The following is a 22,108-nucleotide window of genomic DNA, read 5'->3' as shown; positions in this document are numbered from 1 at the left end:
CAAGGTGATAGAAAAGCGGTCGATCGTGCGCATGAACAGAGATTAGCGAGCGTTTAGGCGAGCTTCAATCGAATCCATCAAGGTCATGCCAATATTTAAGCCAAATTGATCGTCCAGCTGTCGGATGCACGTTGGGCTGGTGACGTTGACTTCGGTCAGGTAGTCACCGATGACATCTAAGCCGACAAACAGTAGGTCTTTTTCTTTCAACGTCGGGATCACTTGATCACAGATCCAGCGCTCGCGCTCAGTCAGTTCACGACCTTCGCCGCGACCACCTGCCGCTAGGTTACCGCGAGTTTCACCTGAAGCCGGAATACGAGATAGACCATAAGGAATGGGCGTGCCGTCGACGATCAAAATACGCTTGTCGCCGTCTTTGATTTCGGGAATGTATTTTTGTGCCATGATCTGCATCGAGCCCATTTCAGTGAGGGTTTCGATGATCACGCTGACATTGGCGTCGTCTTCTTTGACGCGGAAGATGGAGCTGCCGCCCATGCCATCTAGGGGTTTGAAGATGACGTCTTTATGCTCTTTATGGAACGCTTTCAACAGGTCCGCACGACGGGTGACCAGCACTTCTGGGCAGCATTGCGGGAATTGCGTGGCGAACAGTTTTTCATTGCACTCAAGCAGCGCTTTCGGATTGTTGACCACCATAGCGCCGTCACGCTGGGCCTGATCTAAGATCATGGTGGTGTGCATAAATGGGATGTCGAATGGCGGGTCTTTGCGCATCAAGATCACATCAAAGTCGCCCATGGCGATGACTTCTTCGTCACCTAGCTCATAAAAATGCTCAGGGTCTTTAAACACGGACAGTGGCTTGCTGACAGCGAAGGCTTTACCTCGGTCAAGGTACAGGTCTTTTTGTTCCATGTAGTACAGTGACCAACCTTTATCTGCGGCGGCCCAAAGCATGGCAAGTGACGAGTCTTTCTTGTAGTTAATGGACTGGATCGGGTCCATGACAATGCCGAGTTTAATGGTCATGAGTGTTTCCTGTTACCGCGCATAGGCATCACAAGGCCTAGCGAAAAATATGAAGATGAGAAAGAGTATAAGGACTCGGGACAGGAAAGATAAGACTTGCACTAAGAAAATATCGGACAAGGAGATAACGGTGCAGCAGGGCTGCACCGTTATAAAGATTTACCAGCCGCCGCTGTCGGCAGGCGCTTCCATAAAGAGCACGCCATCCTCGTTGCTTTCGGCAGGTATTTGATAGCTGTTACCAGAGTTTGAGCGTGAAGCCGGTGCGTATTCGCCAGCAGACATATCCTCTGTTTGCGGTGCCAGAGGGCTTGCCGGCAACACCGGTTGCGCTACTGGCTCGGTACGTTCTTTGGAGATCATGCGTTGCTCAATACCAAACTCTTCAGGTTGGTAAATACGCAAGGCACGCATTAAATCGCCTTTACTGTTGAGCAAACGGAACTCTGCATAAAGTTCGTCAAAATCGGCATTGACGTAGTCTTGGCGTGCCTCAAATAACTCATTCTCACTATCCAATACGTCCAATAAGGTACGGCGGCCCAAGTTAAATTGTTGTGCGTACGCCACTTGAGACTCTTTGGTCGCGGTCACATATTGTTGTAGGTAGGATTTTGATCCTAACGATGCTTCGTAGGAGGCCCAAGCTAAGCGCGCTGTCAGCTCGGCTTCGCGGGTAGTATTGCGATGGATTTCTGAAGCTTGCACATTCTGTTGAATCGCTGCTTTTCGAGTGCGCTTGTCGGCACCACCGTTGTACAGATTGTAAGTCATTCGCAACATGGCAATCAGGTCTTCATCATCGCCTTCTCGACCATCAATATTCTCATCCCATGAGCGCTCTAACACAAAGTTGATTTGTGGATAGTAGTTAGACTTTGTCTGACTCATATAGTGTTCTGTCGCTGCCACATCCCAGCGTGCTGAATCGATTGCTGGGTTGCTTGTAACCGCTTGCTGCACCGCTTCTTCTAATGAAGTGGGGAGCATTGAGCGATCCGCTTCGGGGTAGATCATCTCTTCGGGTGGCATATCACCCACGACATTAACGTAGGCGGCTTCGGCGGCACGCAGATTATCCAGTGCAGAGAGACGATTGGCTTCCGCTTTGGCTAAACGTGCTGAAATTTGGCTGAAGTCCGATTGACGGCCAACGCCGGATTCACTGGCGGTACGAATTTGTTGATAAATGCGGTTGTGGGTCTCAAGGTTGGAAATGGCTAACTGAAAAAGTTCTCGATTACGTAATACATCAGTGTAAGCCTCGGACACCTCTAGGGCTTTATTTTCCACTTGGATGAGTGCATTCCAACGGTTGGCTTCCGCCTCAGCGTGCAAGCGCTTCACATCATATTTCGTGCTGAAGCCGCTAAAGATGGGTTGTGTCAGTGATAAGGTCAGCTCACGACGCGTCAAGTCGACGTCTTCACCCGTACCTTGATAGTCATACGTCCGTTCACGACCGATACCCGCGCTCAGGTCAACAGAAGGGTAATAGCCGTTACGACGAGACACTTCCGTGTTCTCTACGCTTTCGCGGAAGAGGGCGATCGCCTGTCGAATACGCGGGTTATGTTCGATGGCTTGATAGGTTGCTTCTTCCAGGGTAATGCCCAGCGCAGGCAGGGCACAAAGTGAAGTTGCTAGGGCCATAGCGCTAGCAACGAGTTTACGTTGAAACATGGGCTTCACCTAACGTGTTAAGGGTGTTGTAAAAGCTTAGTCTAGTTTGTTTAGAACTTACTTGTTTATGAATTTCAGTTTAGGAAATGAATAAATTCTTAAACAAGCTATTCGTGTTAAAGTCCCAGCTAAAATGTAACAAATCGTAAGTGGCTAGATGTCGCCCCATAGTAAGTTCAAGGCTGTTAACGCCACAATAGGGGCCGTTTCGGTGCGCAATACCCGTGGTCCTAAGGCGACGGCGGCAAACCCTTGTGCTTCTGCAAGACTGACTTCTGGCTCAGATAATCCGCCTTCCGGGCCGATCAACAGCGCGACTTGCTGGTTCTCTGGCTGAGAAAACTGAGCCAAGGGTCGGGCGCTATGATGATGCAAAGCAAGCTTTAACATATCGTTACATTCTGTTACCCAGTCTTCTAGGGGGATCGGGAAACAGACCTCTGGAACAATACCTCGCCCTGATTGTTCTGCCGCACTGATGGCGACTTGCTGCCAGTGCTGCACACGTTTTTCTAGGCGTGCATCGTTGAGACGTACTTCACAGCGCTCACTGAACAAGGGTTGGATTTTATAAACCCCTGCTTCCACGGCTTTTTGTACGGCGTAATCCATACGCTCACCACGGGAGATTGACTGACCGATCGTCACTTTAAGGGGAGATTCGTTATCTAACGCAACAAAGTCTGCCACGGCGATTTGTGCGCTACGCTTTTGTACGTTGGTCAGCTTGGCATGGTACTGGCCGCCTTGGCCATTGAAGAGAATGATCGGGTGATCTTCTTTTAAGCGCAGTACTTTACAGCAGTGTTGGAAAGCACCGTCTGGTAGATCAAAAGTGGTGTGTTCAGCAAGTGGTAGGTCGACGTGGATACGTGGAATGCGCATAAATAAAAAAGCCCTCTGTTGAGAGGGCTTTTATAACGGAAATCCGCGAAATTATAAACCGGCAGCTTTACGAAGCACGTCCGCTTTATCTGTGCGTTCCCAAGTGAAGTTTGCTTCTTCACGACCAAAGTGACCGTAAGCCGCTGTTGGTAGGTAGATTGGGCGCTTAAGATCTAGCATCTTGATTAGACCCGCTGGACGCAGTTCGAAGTGCTCACGTACCAATTGCGTGATAAGCGCGTCGCTTACTTTACCAGTACCGAAGGTGTTGATACTGATTGACGTCGGCTCTGCCACACCAATCGCGTAAGACACTTGAATCTCACACTTGTCAGCAAGGCCAGCGGCAACGATGTTTTTCGCTACGTAACGACCTGCGTAGGCCGCAGAACGGTCTACTTTGGATGGATCCTTACCAGAGAATGCACCACCACCGTGACGCGCCATACCGCCGTAAGTGTCTACGATGATTTTACGGCCCGTTAGACCACAGTCACCTACTGGACCACCAATGATGAACTGGCCAGTTGGGTTGATGAAGTACTTAGTCTCTTTAGATAGCCATTCTTCTGGAAGCACTGGCTTGATGATTTCTTCCATCACCGCTTCGCGCAGGTCAGATTGCTTCACTGCCGCACTGTGCTGAGTCGATAGAACGACCGCATCGATGGCGCATGGCTTGCCATTTTCGTCGTAACGGAATGTCACTTGGCTTTTCGCGTCTGGGCGTAGGAAGTCTAGGGTGCCGTTTTTACGTACTTCAGCTTGGCGTTGAACCAAACGGTGTGAGTAGGTAATCGGAGCTGGCATGAGTACGTCCGTTTCGTTGGTCGCGAAACCAAACATTAGACCTTGGTCACCCGCACCTTGTTCGTGATCGCTGGCTTCGTCAACACCGACTGCGATGTCTGCCGATTGCTTACCGATGGCGTTAAGAACGGCACAAGATTCCCAGTCAAAGCCCATTTCTGAACTGTTGTAGCCGATGTCACGAACCACACCACGAGCGATCTCTTCGATGTCAACCCATGCGTTCGTACGCACTTCACCTGCTACCAAAACCATGCCAGTTTTCACTAGGGTTTCACAGGCAACACGTGCTTCGGAGTCTTCTTTAAGGATGGCATCCAAGATCGCGTCGGATACTTGGTCTGCGATTTTATCTGGGTGACCTTCAGAAACAGATTCTGAGGTAAATAGAGAATATTCTGACATGTTTGTGCCTCTATCAATGTAACTCAAGAGCGCCAAACAGGCATAAAAAAACCCGCTTAGCTGATGAATGTGCTAAACAGGCTATCCTGCTTCTGTTTAGCTGATTTTATATAGCGTCCGCAAGCCGAAACAAATCGACGCTGTGGCGCAGATAATGACGTAACAACGACTAAAATTCAAGCAATTATGTGGATTTGATAGGGCGCGCAGGCGGCTTTTTTGCTATGATCACCGCCATCTTTATGCAATTTCATTCTCTTTGCTCATTTATTGGGTGTGCGCAGCCTGACGCCGTTGCAAGTGCTAGGGTTAGCATGGAGAATGATGCGACATTTCGTACATAAACCAGGAGTGGATGATCAATGCCGTCTCGTAAACAACTTGCTAATGCTATTCGCGTACTAAGTATGGACGCGGTTCAAAAAGCAAAATCTGGACACCCAGGCGCCCCAATGGGCATGGCTGATATTGCTGAAGTGCTTTGGAATGACTTTCTAAAACACAACCCAACTGATGCTAAATGGGTTGACCGTGACCGTTTTATTCTTTCAAACGGCCATGGCTCTATGTTGATTTACTCTTTGCTACATCTTTCAGGCTATGACTTGGCAATGGAAGATCTGAAGCAATTCCGCCAACTGCACTCAAAAACTCCTGGTCACCCTGAGTATGGTTATACGGAAGGCGTTGAAACAACGACTGGTCCGCTTGGCGCTGGTATCAGTAACGCGGTCGGTATGGCGATCGCTGAGAAAACCCTGGCAGCACAGTTCAACCGTGAAGGTCACAACGTTGTTGATCACAACACTTACTGCTTCCTAGGCGACGGCTGTATGATGGAAGGTATCTCACATGAGGCATGTTCTCTAGCGGGTACTCTAGGTCTTGGTAAACTGATCGCATTCTGGGATGACAACGGCATCTCGATCGACGGTCATGTAGAAGGCTGGTTCACAGACGACACGCCAAAACGTTTTGAGTCGTACGGCTGGCATGTGATTGCAGACGTAGACGGTCACGATCCTGAAGCGATTAAAGCGGCGATCGAAGCAGCTCAAGCAGAAACGTCTAAGCCGACACTGATCTGTTGTAAGACCATCATCGGTTTTGGTTCACCAAACAAGTCAGGTTCGCACGACTGTCACGGTGCACCACTAGGTGACGACGAAATCGCGGCAGCACGTGAGTTCCTTGGTTGGTCACATGCACCATTTGAAGTACCAGCAGACGTTTACGAAGGTTGGGACGCGAAAACTAAAGGTGCCGCAGCGCAATCTGAGTGGGAAGCGAAATTCGAAGCCTACCAAGCGGCTTACCCAGAACTAGCGGCAGAATTCGAACGTCGCGTGATCAAAGGCGAACTGCCAGCTGACTTCGCTGAAAAAGCGGCAGCTTACATCAAAGAATGCCAAGAGAAGGGCGAAAACATTGCCAGCCGTAAAGCGTCTCAAAACGCGATCGGTACTTTCGGTGCAATCCTACCTGAACTACTAGGTGGCTCGGCTGACTTGGCGGGTTCTAACCTAACGCTATGGTCTGGCTCAAAAGGCATCCAAGAAGATCCAGCGGGTAACTACGTATTCTACGGTGTACGTGAGTTCGGTATGAGCGGCATCATGAACGGTGTCTCGCTACACGGTGGCTTCATCAACTACGGCGCGACTTTCATGATGTTCATGGAATACGCACGTAACGCAGTGCGCATGTCAGCCTTGATGGGCATTCAAAACATCTTCGTTTACACCCACGACTCAATCGGTCAAGGTGAAGACGGCCCAACGCACCAGCCAGTTGAACAGCTTGCTAACCTACGTATGACACCAAACATGTCAGTATGGCGCCCAGCGGATGCAACCGAAACTGCGGTAGCATGGGCAGCGGGTATTCAGCGTCGTTCTGGTCCAACGTCTTTGGTATTCAGCCGTCAAGGTCTGCCTGCACTTGCTCGTACTGACGCGCAAGTAGCGGACATCGCCAAAGGTGGTTACGTACTGTCTGATTGCGAAGGCGCACCTGAGCTAATCCTAATCGCGACCGGTTCTGAAGTAGGCCTAGCACTTGAGTCTGCTCAAGCGCTGGCTGAGAAAGGCACGAAAGTACGTGTGGTATCTATGCCATCGACGGATGCCTTTGATGCGCAAGACGCTGCCTACCAAGAGTCTGTTCTACCAAGCAGTGTGACCAAGCGTGTGGCAGTTGAAGCGGCACACGTGGACTACTGGTACAAGTACGTTGGCTTCGGCGGTGCGATGGTCGGTATGCGCACCTTCGGTGAGTCAGCACCGGGTGGCGACCTAATGAAACACTTCGGCTTCACGGTTGAAAACGTGGTAGCCACAGCAGAGAAACTGCTGAACGCCTAACGGCTTCACAACGAAAGAGGAGCTTTAGGCTCCTCTTTTTTGTTGCTATGAGATGATTTAAGAGAACTATGTTGCGAGTAGCGATTAACGGCTATGGCCGAATTGGCCGATCAGTGCTTCGAGCGATCTATGAAAACGGCTATCAAGACCGTTTGCATGTGGTGGCGATTAATGAATTGTCTGACATCGAGACGATCAGTTATTTGACGCGCTATGATACGACGCATGGCCGCTTTCCTAAGCCAGTATCAATTAAGGGCGATAGCCTATTGATTGGTGAAGATGAAATTCAGTGCTTTAGCGCGCAAGCCCCAGAAGATTTGGACTGGTCAGCACTGAATGTGGATATGGTGTTGGAGTGTTCGGGAGTCTTTACCGAACGCGATCAGATTCAGCGCTTTATTGATGCGGGAGCACCTCGCGTACTGCTATCGCAACCAGCCTCGGCAGACGTGGATGCGACCATTGTCTATGGCTTTAACCATGAGACGGTGGCGGCAGAGCAAACCATTGTCTCGGCGGCGTCCTGTACCACCAACTGTGTCATTCCGGTATTAGATACCCTGCAAGCCTTGTGTGGTGTTGAGCATGGCGCGACGCAAACCATCCATTCGGCGATGAACGATCAGCCGATTATTGATGCTTACCATACCAAGGATTTGCGTTTAACACGCTCGGCGATGAGCTCCATTATCCCAGTGAACACTGGGTTGGATCGTGGCATTGGTCGCATGATGCCGGAGCTGGCCGGTAAGATCAGCTCTAATGCGGTCCGAGTACCGACGATCAATGTCTCATTAATCGATATGGTGGTACGCACCAAACAAGATGTCACCGCGGAGCAGGTGAATACCGCACTGCAAGTGGCGGCGTCTTCTAAATACGCCGGTTTATTAGGCTACACTCAAGAAGCTCATGCCTCTGTGGATTTTAATCATGACCCGCGTTCAGTGATTATTGATGGCACTCAGACTCAAGTGGTCGATGGTCGCTTGATTAAGCTGCTGTGCTGGTTTGATAACGAATGGGGCTATGCCAACCGCATGTTGGATGTAGCTTGCTATTGGCAACAATTATTGGAAGATAGTGCAGAGCACTAACTGATTTTAAAAACGACGAGGAATCGTGCATGACCGTAATTAAAATGACCGATTTGGATCTTGCGAACAAACGTGTGTTGATTCGTGAAGACCTTAACGTGCCGGTAAAAGATGGCAAAGTGACTAGTGATGCACGTATCCGTGCGGCGCTACCAACACTGAAGCTTGCCCTAGAAGCTGGTGCAAAAGTGATTGTGATGTCTCACCTAGGTCGTCCAACGGAAGGCGAGTATGAAGAACAGTACTCAATGCAGCCGGTTGCCGATCATCTAGCAGGTCTGCTAGGCCAAGACGTACCACTAGTCAAAGACTGGTTGGACGGCGTTGAGGTAGAAGCCGGTCAGCTTGTTTTAGTTGAAAACGTACGTTTTAACCAAGGCGAGAAGAAAGACGACGAAGCGCTGTCTAAGAAAATGGCGGCCTTGTGTGATGTCTACGTCATGGACGCTTTTGGTACCGCGCACCGCGCGCAAGCTTCTACGCATGGCGTTGGCAAATTTGCTCCAGTCGCTTGTGCTGGCCCTTTGTTGGCTGCAGAACTTGAAGCCTTAGAAAAAGCGTTAGCGAAGCCTGCCCGCCCAATGGCAGCCATCGTTGGTGGTTCGAAAGTATCGACTAAGCTAACGGTACTGGAATCTTTGTCTGACAAAGTGGATCAGCTAATCGTTGGTGGCGGTATCGCCAATACATTCCTAGCGGCCGCGGGCTTCCCTGTCGGTAAGTCGCTATACGAAGCCGATTTGATCCCACAAGCAAAAGCCTTGATGGAAAAGGTTAGCATTCCTCTACCAGAAGACGTGGTTGTCGCAACTGAGTTCGCTGCTGATGCAGAAGCGACGGTGAAAGATGCGAAAGATGTGGGCGCGGACGATATGATCCTAGACATCGGTCCTAAGGCGGCAGCGAAGCTTGCGGGTCTGTTGGAAAGTGCGCAAACGATCATTTGGAACGGCCCAGTAGGCGTATTCGAGTTCGACCAGTTTGGTGAAGGTACCAAAGCACTTTCTATGGCCATTGCCAACAGCGAAGGTTTCTCAATCGCTGGTGGTGGTGATACGCTAGCAGCAGTCGATAAATACGCGATTGCTGAGCAAGTGTCTTACATTTCAACGGGCGGTGGTGCTTTCCTAGAATTTGTTGAAGGAAAAGTGCTTCCAGCTGTTGCTATGTTAGAGTCGCGCACGCAAAATTAGTGTAAAGCCTCAGGCTTATACTTGAATAAGACAGGGATCACCCTGCACGATGAGATGTGTCATGAGGACCATCTCATCACTATAATCACTAACACTAGAGAGTGACCGGTCTGTCATTAGACAGAATGACAATATAACGATAAAGGCGGACAGGGCGTACCGCCGTGTGTGACACACATGCACATGAAAATACATTAATGGGTGCTTTGTTGACGACAAGGACACCAAACAAACTTCATTGTCAGAGGAAACTTTTATGCCTTTAATTAGTATGCGTCAATTGCTGGACCATGCCGCGGAACATGATTACGGCCTACCTGCGTTCAACGTGAACAACATGGAGCAGGTTAAAGCGATCATGGAAGCTGCAGACGAGGTGAACTCGCCTGTAATCATGCAAGCGTCTGCAGGTGCGCGTAAGTACGCAGGCTCTCACTTCCTTCGCCACCTAATCGCAGCGGCGATCGAAGATTACCCACACATCCCGGTAGTCATGCACCAGGATCACGGTACGAGCCCAGCAATTTGTCAGCGTTCGATTCAGCTTGGCTTCTCATCTGTCATGATGGACGGCTCTTTGATGGCAGATGGTAAAACACCTGCAAGCTACGAATACAACGTTGATGTGACACGTCGTACAGTAGAGTTCGCACACGCATGTGGCGTCTCTGTAGAAGGTGAATTGGGCTGTCTAGGTTCCCTAGAAACAGGTCAAGCAGGTGAAGAAGATGGCGTGGGCGCAGAAGGCATCCTAGACCACTCGCAAATGCTAACAGATCCAGACGAAGCGTTTGACTTCGTTGAAGCGACTGGCATTGATGCGCTAGCGGTAGCGATCGGTACTAGTCATGGTGCGTACAAGTTCACTCGTCCACCAACCGGAGACATCCTAGACATCGAACGTATCAACCGCATCGCAGAGCGACTGCCTAACACACACATCGTGTTGCACGGTTCGTCTTCTGTGCCACAAGATTGGTTAGAAATCATTAACCAAAACGGTGGTGAGATCTCAGAAACGTACGGTGTGCCAGTAGAAGAGATCGTGAAAGCGATCCGTTACGGTGTACGTAAAGTCAACATTGATACGGACCTTCGTCTAGCGGCAACCGGTGCGATCCGTCGTAGCCTTGCTGAGCACAAAGGTAACTTCGATCCACGTAAATACTTGACGGAAAGTATCAAAGCGATGAAAGCGGTATGTATCGATCGTTACGAAGCGTTTGGTTCAGCGGGTCAAGCATCACGTATTCATACCATGGATCTTGAAGAAATGGCGATTCGTTACGAGCACGGTGAGTACGCAAACGGCCGTCGTTTCTAAGACTCTGAATGCGCGAGCAACTTTTTTAAATTTGTTTTAAAAAAGTGTTGACCTGAAAAATGGTTCGCCTATAATGCTCGCCATTCCTTGCGGGAGTGGTGGAATTGGTAGACACGCTGGATTTAGGTTCCAGTGCTTCACGGCGTGAGAGTTCGAGTCTCTCCTTCCGCACCAAATTAAAGAAAGCCGAGTTATTTAGTGACTCGGCTTTTTTTATGCCTTTTTGACACGATTGTGTTTCTTTCAGAGCGGTTCTCGCTAGAATGTCTTGTATCACTAAAGACTTAAGCCGCTTATGCTCGTGTTTCGCCTTTTCATCGCTGCCTTGCTTACCACAGTGTTAACGCCACATGTGTGGGCGTATAACTATGGTCAGTCTGCACTCAGCCTACAGCGATACCTTGATGCCAATCCCAACCAATTGCCCTTGATTGAGCAATTGTCTGTACGTGTGCACTCACAGCCCATTCCCATGGCGGCGAGCCAACCTGATACTCAGAAAATTGCTGTGGTACTGCGTGGCAGTGCCGACTTACCCAGTAATCAGGCTTGGGTGGTTGCCTTTAAACGGCGTATGCAAGAGCTGAATATTGATTTTCGGCTCGATGTTTTTCATGCTGAGCGTGATGATGGCATTTACGCCACCTTGCATACCTTTAAGAAAATAGAAGCGGCCAACTTTGATTATCTCATTGTTGATGGGGTGGATGATTACAATCGTCCTCTGCTGGAACGGATTTTAAAGCGTGATGAGATAGCGGTGGTAGTACTCAATGCGATTGCGCCGTTCTCAGCGTGGCGCTTGCATCCACCGCTTATTTATATTGGTATTGATAGTGCGAAAATGATGCAGCGTTTAGCGAGCTACTTACATCGAGTGCTACCAGAACGGGCAATGATCGATGTGATCTCGACGCAAGACGCCTATTTAAATCAGCGATACTGTCAGATATTCGAGAATGAGCAGAGTAGCTTAGGCCATAAAGTACGCTTTAGTTATCAAGTATCGGATCAAGCGGCGCCAGCTTATTCTGCGGCCCAAGCGGTGCTGGAGCGCGGTATGGATACTTTAATGGCACACTTTATTTTTTCCTGTACTCCCAATATTGCTCAAGGGGTGGCACGGGCGATTTCTGAGCGAGGAGCCAGCACGGCTACGACCAATGCTTGGCTAGGACAAAAGTCGATTGGGCAAGCAAGCCAAGAGGGCGTTGTAATGGTTACAGTTTTGGAGATGAAGGATAATATGGCTATAGCAACTGCTGAAGCGATCAAGGGAGATATTGAATCGCGTTTATTGCCAAGGATTTACATGGAGTCTTTCCATATGTTGACGCCAGAAATGGATGAGCAAACTCGTCAATTGACCTTTCAGCAAGCGGTTCCATACTCTTCATCCCTATGGCCACGTTAAGTCTGCGCAGGCGTTTTAAACGTAACGCTCTTGTCCCTTTCCTGTTAATCAGTTTTTCTTTGTGCCTAGTGATTTGGGTGATGGACTTTTTTACCCAGCGAGACTATGCCTCAGCCGCCTTAGAGCATCGTACGCAAGCCTTGCATATGAGCTTTTCCGCTTACCTCGACCGTGCCAATTTTGAAGTGAAATATTTATCGGAGCAGGTCAGTGATGGGGAAAGCTTAGATGCTTTGTTTCAACTGCATGATGTGTTGTTCTTTGGTGGCTTAGACTTCTTCTACATTGAAAAAGAAGATGGGCTGGTGATGGAAGACCCAAGGGTACGGCTATACACGCAGGATGCGTTTACCAGCTTAGTTCAAAGTGCGCCGACTGATGCTTGGCAACACATTACCTCGAGTGATCAGAGTGAATTACTGATTTATAAAAAGCCTCTCGAGAATAACAGCGCCGGGCAAAACCAAGGCTTCTTCTACGGTTTTATATCGCTGAACAATAACTTGGCCTTGGCCAGTGACCTGATCACCAGCGCGGGTGCCGATTATCTACGTATTAATGATGTGCTGGGTAAGTCGCTGCTGGTAGAGAAGTTAAGCAGTTATAGTGAAGAAGTCGACTATATCCGTCATGAAGCGACCTTGTTGTTGCCAAGCTTAGGCGAGAAGTTCTCCGTCGAGGTACGCTATGCCCGCCCATTGTTGGAGTCCTTTAGCCGCTGGGTGTTGATTGGCTGTTTGATGGTGATTGTGTTGATGGCGCTGCTATTTGGCTTGGTGATGGTGTCCGCACAACGCATTATGTTTAGACCGATTGCTGGACTGCCTGCCTTAGGCCGTTTAGAAACGCTTAATTTTCAAGAATTTGAGCCGTTGATGGCGCAAATGAACCACTTTCAAGAGCTATTGAAAGTGCGTGATCAGCATCTTGGACTGCTATTAAACTCATTGCAGTCGGCGATTGTGTTCTGTGACGAATCTGCGCGAGTGACGTCGCTGAATGAGGAAGCCAAAATGGTGTTTCCTTATTTTGATCGGGCGAAAACCGTTTTTGATATGACTCCGATTGGCTGTCATCAGTCGATTCAGCGGGCGCTGAAAGGTGAGTATGGCGGCGGCTTTGAGTTGGAGTTGTCTGAGCAAAACAAAGTCTATGAATTCCAAACGCATACCTTCATCAACGAATATGGCTTTCGCAGTGTGATGCTGGTTGGCAAAGACGCCAGTGAAGTGCGCCGTTTGCGCTGGAATTTGGCGAATCGCTTTCCGAAGCATGCATTGGATCGTCCGCAACCGCCGCATAGCCTACTACGGGATGAGTTGATGTGTCAGTCAGCTTGGTTGGTACAGCAGCCCCAGTCGGCCACCATGTGGTTGGTGGTGATTGGCGAATTGTTAGATGGGATTGCCGCATCGAGCAAGTCCGAAAATCACTTAATGTCGTTAGGGCAAATGGTGTGTGAGCAGCAGGATGCGCTAGAGCAACATTTGCAGCCAAATGCCAAACAGTGTCAATTCAAGATCGAGTTGGCATTAGAGGATGCGGCCAAACAGTTTCATTGGACGCCGGACCATCGCGCTTTGATTACGATTGCCTTGATGCACTGTTATTACAGTGCTATTTCTGGGCGCTATATTGATATTGGCTGGGACCGAAATGGTCTGGTGATCAAGGTGTACGGTGCAGAGGAAGTTTCCCCTGCCTTGGACTGGCTGCGCAACGAATACCCTAAATTGGTCAAAGGTCGCTTTGAGCAAGCACCGAGTGGGCGTATTCAACTCAGTGCGGCGCTGGTGGCGGATGATGAAGGTGAAAGCTTCTCTTTATCAGAGAAGCGCGTGGCGTACATCAATAATGATTATGCCGACAACCGGCGGGTCATTGATGCCTTACTCGCAGCCAATGTAAACCTAGATGCTTTTTCCTCATTCTCTGAGTTCTTTGGTACGAGTATGTCTTATCGTCATCGTTACGATGCCATGATGGTGGCCGTGGGGGATGACGTGTTAGCGGCGGAGAATGTGAAGAAACTGCTGGCGTCCAGTGGCCAAGCGGCGTTGCCCATTGTCTATGTGTGTGCCAATAGGGGGGGCTGCGCGGAGAGGCAGCCAACGTTATTCCCCCATCAGCTAATGCCTTATCGCTTAGCCAAGCAATTGACGCAGTTGGAGCATCTAGAGCCGATCAGCCTGGGCGATTGGGCCACCCATGACACTAACTTTATCATTACCGGTGGCACTGATATTAGCCAAGTGATTTGGCAGTCTGAGCTCAGCGCGAATGATTTCATTGCACGTCGTGAAAGCGATGTTGCAAACTTGGTGTCCGTGTTACGCCACACCAACCCAGTGGTGATTTTAGTATTAGACCAAGAAGCTGCCCAAAAAGCGCTGAAACTTCATTTGGTGAAATTGGTCAACACGAAGTGGTTTGTGCTTGAGGATTTTCCGGAACGACCTGATACAATGCCTTTTATAGATATAGGCGGACAGCTGCCTAACGAGGCGGCAATTGACGCGCTGTTACAAACATTGAAACAAAAAGGTTAGCAACTATGAGTGTGATTGGATTGATCGGAGCCATGGACGAAGAAGTCGCGGTGATCAAAGAGTGGATGACAAACGTTCAAGCGACGGAAGTGGCGGGTTGTGAGTTTTTCACCGGTCAGTTGGATGGCACTGATGTTGTCTTGCTTAAGTCGGGCATCGGTAAAGTCAATGCAGCGGTATCCACGACTCTGCTATTGGCTAACTTTAAGCCTTCTGCTGTGATTAATATTGGCTCAGCAGGTGGTTTCGACCCAGAATTAGAAGTGGGTGACGTCATTATTTCCGACGCTGTGGTACATCATGATGTGGATGTTACGGCATTCGGTTATGCCATTGGACAATTGCCTAGCATGCCGGAGACTTTTGCGGCAGACGCATCGCTGATGGCATTAGCGCAAAAAGCGGTGGCCAGTGTTGGGCAGGTCAAAGCTAAGGTGGGTTTAATTGGTACGGGTGACGTCTTTATGTGCCAAGCTGAACGTGTGGCAGCGGTACGTGCTTCGTTCCCAACCCTAAAAGCGGTGGAGATGGAAGCGGCAGCAGTGGCCCAAGTGTGTCATAAGTTCGCAGTGCCGTTTGTCGTAGTGCGCTCTTTGTCTGATGTGGCGGATAAAGAGTCGCCAGCAAGCTTTGAAGAATATCTAACCGTAGCGGCGCAGAATTCTTCTTTAATGATCCGTGCGATGTTGCGAGAAATGTAATGACTAGGTTGATTAAGAGTGTGTCGAAGCTAGGTAGTCTGTTGTGCACAGCGATGCTGTGGGGGCCTTTGGCGCAGGCTGACACAGTAGTGGCACCTTCTGATCAACCTGAGCCAGGATGGTGGCAATCCACCCACCAAAACATGTCCAATACCGTGGGGGAGTGGTCCAATAATTTGGACACCTTCTTTTCTGGTAAACGTCATGATTCGGTCTCGGAAAGTGTCGTCAGTATGACGTTTGGTTCGATTGTCGAGAGTGAAGACGGGGTCTCAGGTTTTTTTAATCTCGACGCCCGTTTACATTTACCGAACACCGAAAATCGCTTGGACCTGATTATTGAATCCGATGCCGATGAACTGACGCAAGATAATCGCCTATTTGATAATGAACCTGGACAGAGTCTGCTACAGTCGGCGCAAAACACGCGTTTTGCGACCATGTTGCGCTACTTTAAAGAAGAGTGGAACGCGAACATTGATATGGGTTTGTTGGTCGAGATGCCTGTGGACCCCTTTGTGCGTATAACCTTTAAACAGGATATGGCACTGGGAAAATGGGGCATTCGCCAAGAAGAATCTATCTTCAGCTACTATACGCTGGGCTATGGTGCCCGTTACGGTATTGAGGCGCTGCGTCAACTCTCTCCGAATTATCAGTTTGGTGCAGATTTTGGTGTCACCTATCTGGAAGTCGAGGCGGACACCTTCTGGCGTGAGAACCTCTTCTTAAACCAGCGCTTGTCTGATAAAAGCAAATTACGCTACCAATTCAGTTATTTGCAAGAAGGCAGTACACCGCGTGCAGAGAGCTTCCTATACTTTGTTGAATACCAGCGCTTGCTACATGACAATTGGTTGATTGGCCAGCTTAAACCGCAAATGACCTATGAGCGAGAAAATGACTACCAATCTGAGTTTTCTCTGACCGCCTCACTAGAAGTATTATTAGGGCCTGGCTTTTTATAAAGCCAAGCCCTAGGCATCGTTCGCAAAGTAGCCAGACTCTTTGTATAATGCCGCGCCCAACCCCTACGAATACCTTTAGCGGATAACTGCATGAGACCCGATCAAATTCAACCTGAACAATACTCTGCTCAATTAGAGTCTAAGAAAGAGACACTGAATGCTCTGATGGCAGGCCTTGAGCTGCCAGAAATGGAAGTGTTTGAGAGCGCACCCAGCCACTACCGTATGCGTGCAGAGTTCCGAATTTGGCATGAAGGGGAAGATCTCTATTACGCAATGTTTGACTCCGCAGATCCTCGTACTCCGATTCGTGTCGACCAATTCCTTGCCGCCTCGACCTTGATTAACGAGCTGATGCCAAAGTTATTGGATGCGATTCGCGATCTACCAGTGCTACGTCATAAGCTGTTTCAAGTGGACTTTTTAACCACCACTACAGGTGAAGCGCTGATCAGCATGCTGTATCACAAACCAATCGATGAGGCATGGCATGAGGCGGCTGTGGCGCTTAATGAGCAATTTCCTGTTTGCCACTTCATCGGTCGCAGTCGTAAACGTAAGCAAGTGCTGACGCGTGATTTTGTGATGGAAACTTTGACGGTGAATGGTCGCAAATACCATTACCAGCAGGTGGAAAATAGCTTTACACAACCCAATGCTGGCATCAGTGAAAAGATGCTGGAATGGGCGCTGGATGTCACACAAGGATGCTCTGGTGATTTATTGGAAATGTACTGTGGCAACGGTAACTTCTCGATTCCTTTGGCACGCCGCTTTGACCGAGTTATCGGTACCGAGATTGCAAAAGTCTCGGTAAACTCTGCCAGCCTTAATATTGCGATGAATGGTATGAGCAATGTGCAGGTAGTGAAAATGGCCAGTGAAGACGTTTCTGCCGCGTTAAACGGTGAAGGGGAGCTACCAAAAGCCCTAGTACAAGCCGGTATGGCGACCTTGAATCCCTCTGCGGTATTGGTCGATCCGCCACGTGCAGGTTTGGACGATGGTACGGTTGAGTTGGTGCGTAAGATCGATCAGATCCTATATATTTCCTGCAACCCTGAGACCCTAAAGAACAATTTGGAAGCGCTTTCTAGCACCCATAAAGTGACACGCTTTGCGATGTTCGATCAATTCCCATACACCCACCACGTTGAAGCGGGTGTTTTCCTAGAACGACGTTAGGTCGTTCTAGGACGTATTTCTAAATGGCGCTGAGCTAAGCAGAAAAGTTGATGGTTTGCCCTAGTGCTGAATCTGGGCTGATGTTGTACTGTGAGGCAACGCTACCACTTTGTGTGGAGTTAGACGGGGCCGCGTTTAGCGTATTGCCAGAGCTGCCATTTACCTCAGCGGCCACGGCAGAATTGTTAGAGGTGGCACTGGCGCCAAACTGCGATGCGGTGGTGACATCTGCTCCCGAGTCAGTTGAGCTGGTTTGTGCAACCGTCGTCGCGGCGATATTGTCCTGAGCTAACTGTTGCGCCTCAGCTGAAATGCTGACTGACACATCTACAGAAGCTGGTGCCACGCTGCCACTGTTAGTGACTGAGCTGCCATTGTTAGTTGAAGGGGCCGCAGCAGGCACAAGCAATTGGTCGTCCAGTGGATTTTGGCTGACTACGTTGTTGTTAATGCCTTCAATTGCCATAGCTTACCTCGTCTGATTAACTTTTGACCACCTCATTCTAGTGCTGAAGAAGCTTGCTTGCCAGTGTAAATGCATCGATATCGTGTAAAGTTTTTTGTCGCTGAGAATTCGTCGTCTTGCAATGAAATACATTCCGATAGGTTTCGCTTTGTCGTTTTTGGTTGTGTGTTAACATGTTTAAGCAACATTCCAAACCATAGAGATACTAAAAAAATCATGAGCAACACTTCTTTAGAAAAAGCAAAAATCAAAATTTTGTTATTAGAAGGCGTGCATCAATCTGCTATTGAGGCGTTGAATGCCGCTGGTTACGAAAACATTGAATACCATAAAACCGCGCTTCCCGAAGACGAGTTGATTGAGAAAATTGCCGAGGCCCATTTTATCGGAATTCGCTCTCGTACTCAGCTGACGTCCAAGGTTCTGGAGCATGCTAATAAGCTGGTAGCGATTGGCTGCTTCTGTATTGGTACCAACCAAGTTGACCTGGAAGCGGCATCCAACAAAGGTATCGTTGTCTTCAATGCTCCATTCTCAAATACGCGCAGTGTGGCAGAGCTTGTCTTAGGTGAAATGATCCTATTGTTGCGTGGCATTCCAGAGAAAAACGCTGTTTGTCATCGCGGCGGCTGGATGAAGTCAGCAGTGGGCTCCTACGAAACCCGCGGCAAACGTTTAGGTATTGTCGGTTACGGTAGCATTGGTACCCAGTTGAGTGTCTTGGCTGAGTCGCTGGGGATGGAAGTCTGCTTCTACGACATTATTACCAAGTTGCCACTGGGTAATGCGCGCCAAGTGAAATCCTTAGAAGAGCTGTTGTCTACTTGTGATGTGATCACTTTGCATGTACCAGAAACCGCCAACACTAAGATGATGATTGGTGCCCAAGAAATTGCTCAGATTAAAAAAGGCGCGATCTTCCTAAATGCCTCTCGTGGCACTGTGGTAGACCTTGAGGCCTTAGCGGAAGCGATTAAGGCGGGCAATATTGCAGGCGCGGCCGTCGATGTGTTCCCAGTGGAGCCAAAAGGCAATGCGGAAGAGTTCGTGTCACCTTTGCGTGGCTTGGATAACGTGATCCTGACGCCGCATATCGGTGGTTCAACGATGGAAGCTCAGGAAAACATTGGTGTGGAAGTGGCCGTGAAGCTGATTCAGTACTCCGATATCGGTACTACTACGGCAGCCGTGAACTTCCCTGAAGTAGCGTTGCCGTCACAAGCGGACAAACACCGTATTCTACACATCCATGAAAACCGCCCAGGTGTGCTATCTAAGATCAACGCGATCTTCTCTGATAACAATATCAACATCACGGGGCAGTTCCTACGCACCACCGACAAGCTAGGTTATATGGTGATGGAAGTGGACGCGCAGATGGGCGAATTGGCACTTGAGAAGGTCAAAGAAGTCGACGGTACGATCAAAGCGCGCGTACTGTTCTAATCTAGCCTCTATTTAAGCTATAAAAAGCCAGTGTGACCCCCATCGCACTGGCTTTTTTGTGTCTGCTCAATCGTGCTGGCAACTAGTCAGCACGAATGCCTAAAGTGCTGGTTATATCGTCAATCTTCTGGCGTACGTTGCTGGTCATTTGTGCTAAGAAGCGTTCAGACTCATCTGCCTGCGAGCGTACTTTTTCAACGGTTTCGGTGAGTAAGCTGACACTGCGCTTTTGGTCTTCAGCGTAGCCTGAGGCTTTGCGTGATAGTACCGTCGACTGGTGTGACTTCTCTTGTACCGCCTGTGCCGATTGGCCAAGCTCTAAGGTCAGCGTACGTTGCTCAGACGAAGCAGACTCAATCAGTTCTAGGTTCTTGCGCAAGTTAGTTGTAGACGTCGTTAGCGAGTCGAAAATAGATGTAATTTCTTCTAATGAGTGCTGCGTGCGTCCCGACAGTGTACGCACTTCGTCGGCCACCACGGCAAAGCCACGACCGGCTTCCCCTGCGCGAGCCGCTTCAATCGCAGCATTGAGTGCTAACAAGTTGGTTTGTTCTGCGATATCACGAATACCACTGACAATAGAGTTGGCGCTTGATACTGAGTTTTCTAGGCTGCCCAAGGCATCTTTACTGTTGTGTAGACGCTCGACCGTGGTTTGGTTAGCGTGTTCTAGTGTTGATACTTGTTTAGAGCTTAGTTCCATGGCATCACTGGTGTCATGGGCGTAACTCTCTACCTCTTTTGCACGCACTTCCGCTTTGTTTGCCAGTACATCTACGTGAGAAGCCTGTTCTACCGTTTGTTCAAGCGCGGCTTTAGAGGCCACACTTAAATCATGCACTTGGCCAAAGGCGCTGAGCATTTCATTAAGCGACGTTGAGATGTTCTTCAGCTCAGTGTCCCTTTGTGTGCGTTGCACGGCAATTTGCTCTAAGTAACGGTTGAGGTAGCGTGCCACGTCCGTTAGCTCGTTTTTATTGTTCTTCACCGATAGCTGGTGGATGTTGTCACTTTCAACGAGTGCTCTGACGGCGTTGTATAGGTCGCGTGCGCTGTTAACCACGATGCGGCTTTGAAATAGGTGAGTCGTGATAGTGGTTAGCACCATGATCAACACAAAAGCACCGAAAGCAATCAAGGTATTACGCTCAGATGCGGCCGTGGATGCCTTGATGGTCTCTGTACCCTTATTCAGCTCCTGGCTTAATTGCTCGATCAGTTGACGTACACCGGATTTCGCTGCGGCGGCTTGCTCTAATACAACTAGGCTGTTGTCCACATCTTTCATGTAGCGGTTTGCCCAAGTGTTTAGCTCATTCTTGGTTTCTTCAAACGCATCGCTAGTGTCTTCACTGGTTTCTTCGCTGCCCCAACCCATCAGGGCAGAAAGGTCGTCACCACCATTGTCATCGCTCGCCGAGTTGTCTTGCCATGCTGGCAGGGAGATAAAGGCTTGCACCTGATCGATTAGGTTTTGATTGGCACTTTGTAGCAAATCGCGATTGGCTGCCGTCTGGCTGTGTAAGAAGTCATTGGATGCTTGTTGCAGCACCGCCAGCGAAGCGTACATGTTGCCTTGCGCTTTTAAGTAACTGGTCGCCAGATTAGGGTCGACATCGGTAGCATCATTTAATGTTTGGTTTAAATAGTCTAACGACAGCAGCATCTGACGTGTGTTGTTTTCCACCAAAGCATAAGGGTTACCTGATAGCTTGCCTGCTGCGCGCACATCGGATTGCAAGTTGGCCAAGATGGCATCCAGGCGATCATTTAAAGAGGTCTGCAATGCGAGTGGCAGGGCTGTCAGCATTGGCTTGATTTGTTCAGAGATAAAAGTTTCCGCATCTTGTAGTTGCGATGCTTCACCTGAAGACAAATAGCCCTCAATACGCTGCTCAAGTTGGATGGCGGACGCCTGCCATACTTGGTTAAAGGAGTCGCTTTGTTCAAAAGCCGCTCGGTATTGCTGTGTACTCCATATCAGTAGGGCAGCTAAGGCGGCTGCGATCACTAAATAGCTAAACGTTGTCGCGCGAGTAACGTGGGAGATTTTCAAGGTCCGCTCACTTTCTATTTTGCTAGAGTGGGTTTTAGATGTGGCCTACTTTATTATGAAAATATGACAGTTTTGTTTCCGATTGGCTTTATGTAGCGCTTTGTAATTGAATTGCCTTTTATATGTAACGAAGTGTCGTTTTTGTTCAGAATGTACAGCTAAAGCAATGTCTTATTAGCTTAGATAGTGGAAAGGGTAGTTCCTACTTTATACAGCTATTGAGAGCCTCTCTTAAAGAGGTATAAAAAAAGCACAGCTTTTCTTGCCTTTGCTCATAAAACAGACTAAAACTACATACCCTTTAAGAAGATATGACGCTTGAGTGACTTTTTTATTAAATGTTTGAAAAAGTACTTGCGCTGAAAATTCTGATGCGTATTATACACACCCACTGACACGGACAACGCTTCACAACAACGAAGTGCACAACGAGTCAGACGCTCTTTAAAATAGATAATCAGATAATTTGTGTGGGCGCTCGCTGGAGACTTCTCAAAAACTTTGAAGTCTTAAGCAAGTGACCATGTCAATTCGCTTTACGTTCTTTAATCTTAGGGTTGAAGA

Annotated in this window: 16 protein-coding genes, 1 tRNA gene and 1 riboswitch; of the genes, 11 read left to right on the top strand and 6 right to left on the bottom strand. The window is 48.9% G+C overall.

Going from position 1 to position 22,108, the window contains the following annotated elements; genetic code table 11:
• Positions 1–42: 42 nt before the first annotated feature.
• The 4 genes from gshB to metK all read right to left on the bottom strand — a co-directional run bounded on the left by gshB (position 43) and on the right by metK (position 4,779).
• Positions 43–996 (bottom strand): glutathione synthase, encoded by a 954-nt coding sequence (gshB, locus tag MAQ5080_RS16745; RefSeq protein ID WP_067206077.1) that lies wholly within the window; start codon positions 994–996, stop codon positions 43–45.
• Positions 997–1,155: 159 nt separating this feature from the next.
• Entirely contained in the window at positions 1,156–2,679 is a 1,524-nt protein-coding gene (locus MAQ5080_RS16740) for a TolC family outer membrane protein (protein WP_067206079.1), read from the bottom strand.
• 153 nt (positions 2,680–2,832) lie between these two features.
• Entirely contained in the window at positions 2,833–3,564 is a 732-nt protein-coding gene (locus MAQ5080_RS16735) for a 16S rRNA (uracil(1498)-N(3))-methyltransferase (RefSeq protein WP_067206082.1), read from the bottom strand.
• 51 nt (positions 3,565–3,615) lie between these two features.
• Positions 3,616–4,779 carry a methionine adenosyltransferase gene (gene metK, locus MAQ5080_RS16730; protein ID WP_067206085.1) on the bottom strand — a complete coding sequence of 388 codons (1,164 nt, stop codon included), beginning with the start codon at positions 4,777–4,779 and terminating at the stop codon, positions 3,616–3,618.
• 75 nt (positions 4,780–4,854) lie between these two features.
• Positions 4,855–4,930, bottom strand: a riboswitch (SAM riboswitch).
• A gap of 211 nt (positions 4,931–5,141) precedes the next feature.
• Between metK and tkt the strand changes: the two genes are divergently transcribed.
• The 10 genes from tkt (at position 5,142) to trmA (ending at position 17,576) form a co-directional block, all read left to right on the top strand.
• Positions 5,142–7,142: a transketolase gene (tkt, locus tag MAQ5080_RS16725; RefSeq protein WP_067206088.1), complete on the top strand. Its 2,001-nt coding sequence runs from the start codon at positions 5,142–5,144 to the stop codon at positions 7,140–7,142.
• A gap of 68 nt (positions 7,143–7,210) precedes the next feature.
• Entirely contained in the window at positions 7,211–8,242 is a 1,032-nt protein-coding gene (locus tag MAQ5080_RS16720; protein WP_067206091.1) for a type I glyceraldehyde-3-phosphate dehydrogenase, read from the top strand.
• 29 nt (positions 8,243–8,271) lie between these two features.
• Positions 8,272–9,435: a phosphoglycerate kinase gene (locus MAQ5080_RS16715; protein WP_067206094.1), complete on the top strand. Its 1,164-nt coding sequence runs from the start codon at positions 8,272–8,274 to the stop codon at positions 9,433–9,435.
• A 256-nt stretch (positions 9,436–9,691) separates the two neighbouring features.
• A complete protein-coding gene (gene fba / locus MAQ5080_RS16710) occupies positions 9,692–10,759 on the top strand; it encodes a class II fructose-bisphosphate aldolase (protein WP_067206096.1) in 1,068 nt (355 codons plus the stop codon).
• Between the two features lie 89 nt (positions 10,760–10,848).
• Positions 10,849–10,933: transfer RNA gene (locus MAQ5080_RS16705), tRNA-Leu, on the top strand.
• A 121-nt stretch (positions 10,934–11,054) separates the two neighbouring features.
• Positions 11,055–12,173, top strand: a complete 1,119-nt coding sequence (locus tag MAQ5080_RS16700) for a type 1 periplasmic-binding domain-containing protein (RefSeq protein WP_067206099.1) — start codon at positions 11,055–11,057, stop codon at positions 12,171–12,173.
• Between the two features lie 80 nt (positions 12,174–12,253).
• Positions 12,254–14,722, top strand: coding sequence for a LuxQ periplasmic sensor domain-containing protein (locus tag MAQ5080_RS16695; protein WP_197464555.1), 2,469 nt, complete (start codon positions 12,254–12,256; stop codon positions 14,720–14,722).
• 5 nt (positions 14,723–14,727) lie between these two features.
• Positions 14,728–15,423 carry a 5'-methylthioadenosine/S-adenosylhomocysteine nucleosidase gene (gene mtnN, locus MAQ5080_RS16690; RefSeq protein WP_067206106.1) on the top strand — a complete coding sequence of 232 codons (696 nt, stop codon included), beginning with the start codon at positions 14,728–14,730 and terminating at the stop codon, positions 15,421–15,423.
• Positions 15,423–16,391 carry a hypothetical protein gene (locus MAQ5080_RS16685; RefSeq protein ID WP_067206109.1) on the top strand — a complete coding sequence of 323 codons (969 nt, stop codon included), beginning with the start codon at positions 15,423–15,425 and terminating at the stop codon, positions 16,389–16,391. The genes mtnN and MAQ5080_RS16685 overlap by 1 nt, the downstream gene beginning before the upstream one ends.
• A 90-nt stretch (positions 16,392–16,481) precedes the next feature.
• Positions 16,482–17,576, top strand: a complete 1,095-nt coding sequence (gene trmA, locus MAQ5080_RS16680; RefSeq protein WP_067206112.1) for a tRNA (uridine(54)-C5)-methyltransferase TrmA — start codon at positions 16,482–16,484, stop codon at positions 17,574–17,576.
• Between the two features lie 34 nt (positions 17,577–17,610).
• On the opposite strand, the gene MAQ5080_RS16675 is transcribed toward trmA, so the two are convergent.
• A complete protein-coding gene (locus MAQ5080_RS16675) occupies positions 17,611–18,042 on the bottom strand; it encodes a hypothetical protein (protein ID WP_067206115.1) in 432 nt (143 codons plus the stop codon).
• A gap of 216 nt (positions 18,043–18,258) precedes the next feature.
• Here MAQ5080_RS16675 and serA point away from each other — a divergent pair, with 216 nt between their 5' ends.
• Positions 18,259–19,488, top strand: coding sequence for a phosphoglycerate dehydrogenase (gene serA, locus MAQ5080_RS16670; protein ID WP_067206119.1), 1,230 nt, complete (start codon positions 18,259–18,261; stop codon positions 19,486–19,488).
• 82 nt (positions 19,489–19,570) lie between these two features.
• Here serA and MAQ5080_RS16665 read toward each other — a convergent pair whose 3' ends face one another.
• On the bottom strand, positions 19,571–21,544 hold the full coding sequence (locus MAQ5080_RS16665) for a methyl-accepting chemotaxis protein (protein WP_067206122.1): 1,974 nt from the start codon (positions 21,542–21,544) through the stop codon (positions 19,571–19,573).
• Between the last annotated feature and the right edge of the window lie 564 nt (positions 21,545–22,108).

It is taken from the genome of Marinomonas aquimarina, assembly GCF_900089755.1.
Classification (GTDB): domain Bacteria; phylum Pseudomonadota; class Gammaproteobacteria; order Pseudomonadales; family Marinomonadaceae; genus Marinomonas; species Marinomonas aquimarina.
Note: the sequence above shows the minus strand (reverse complement) of the source record. Positions and strands in the feature narration are given on the sequence as shown.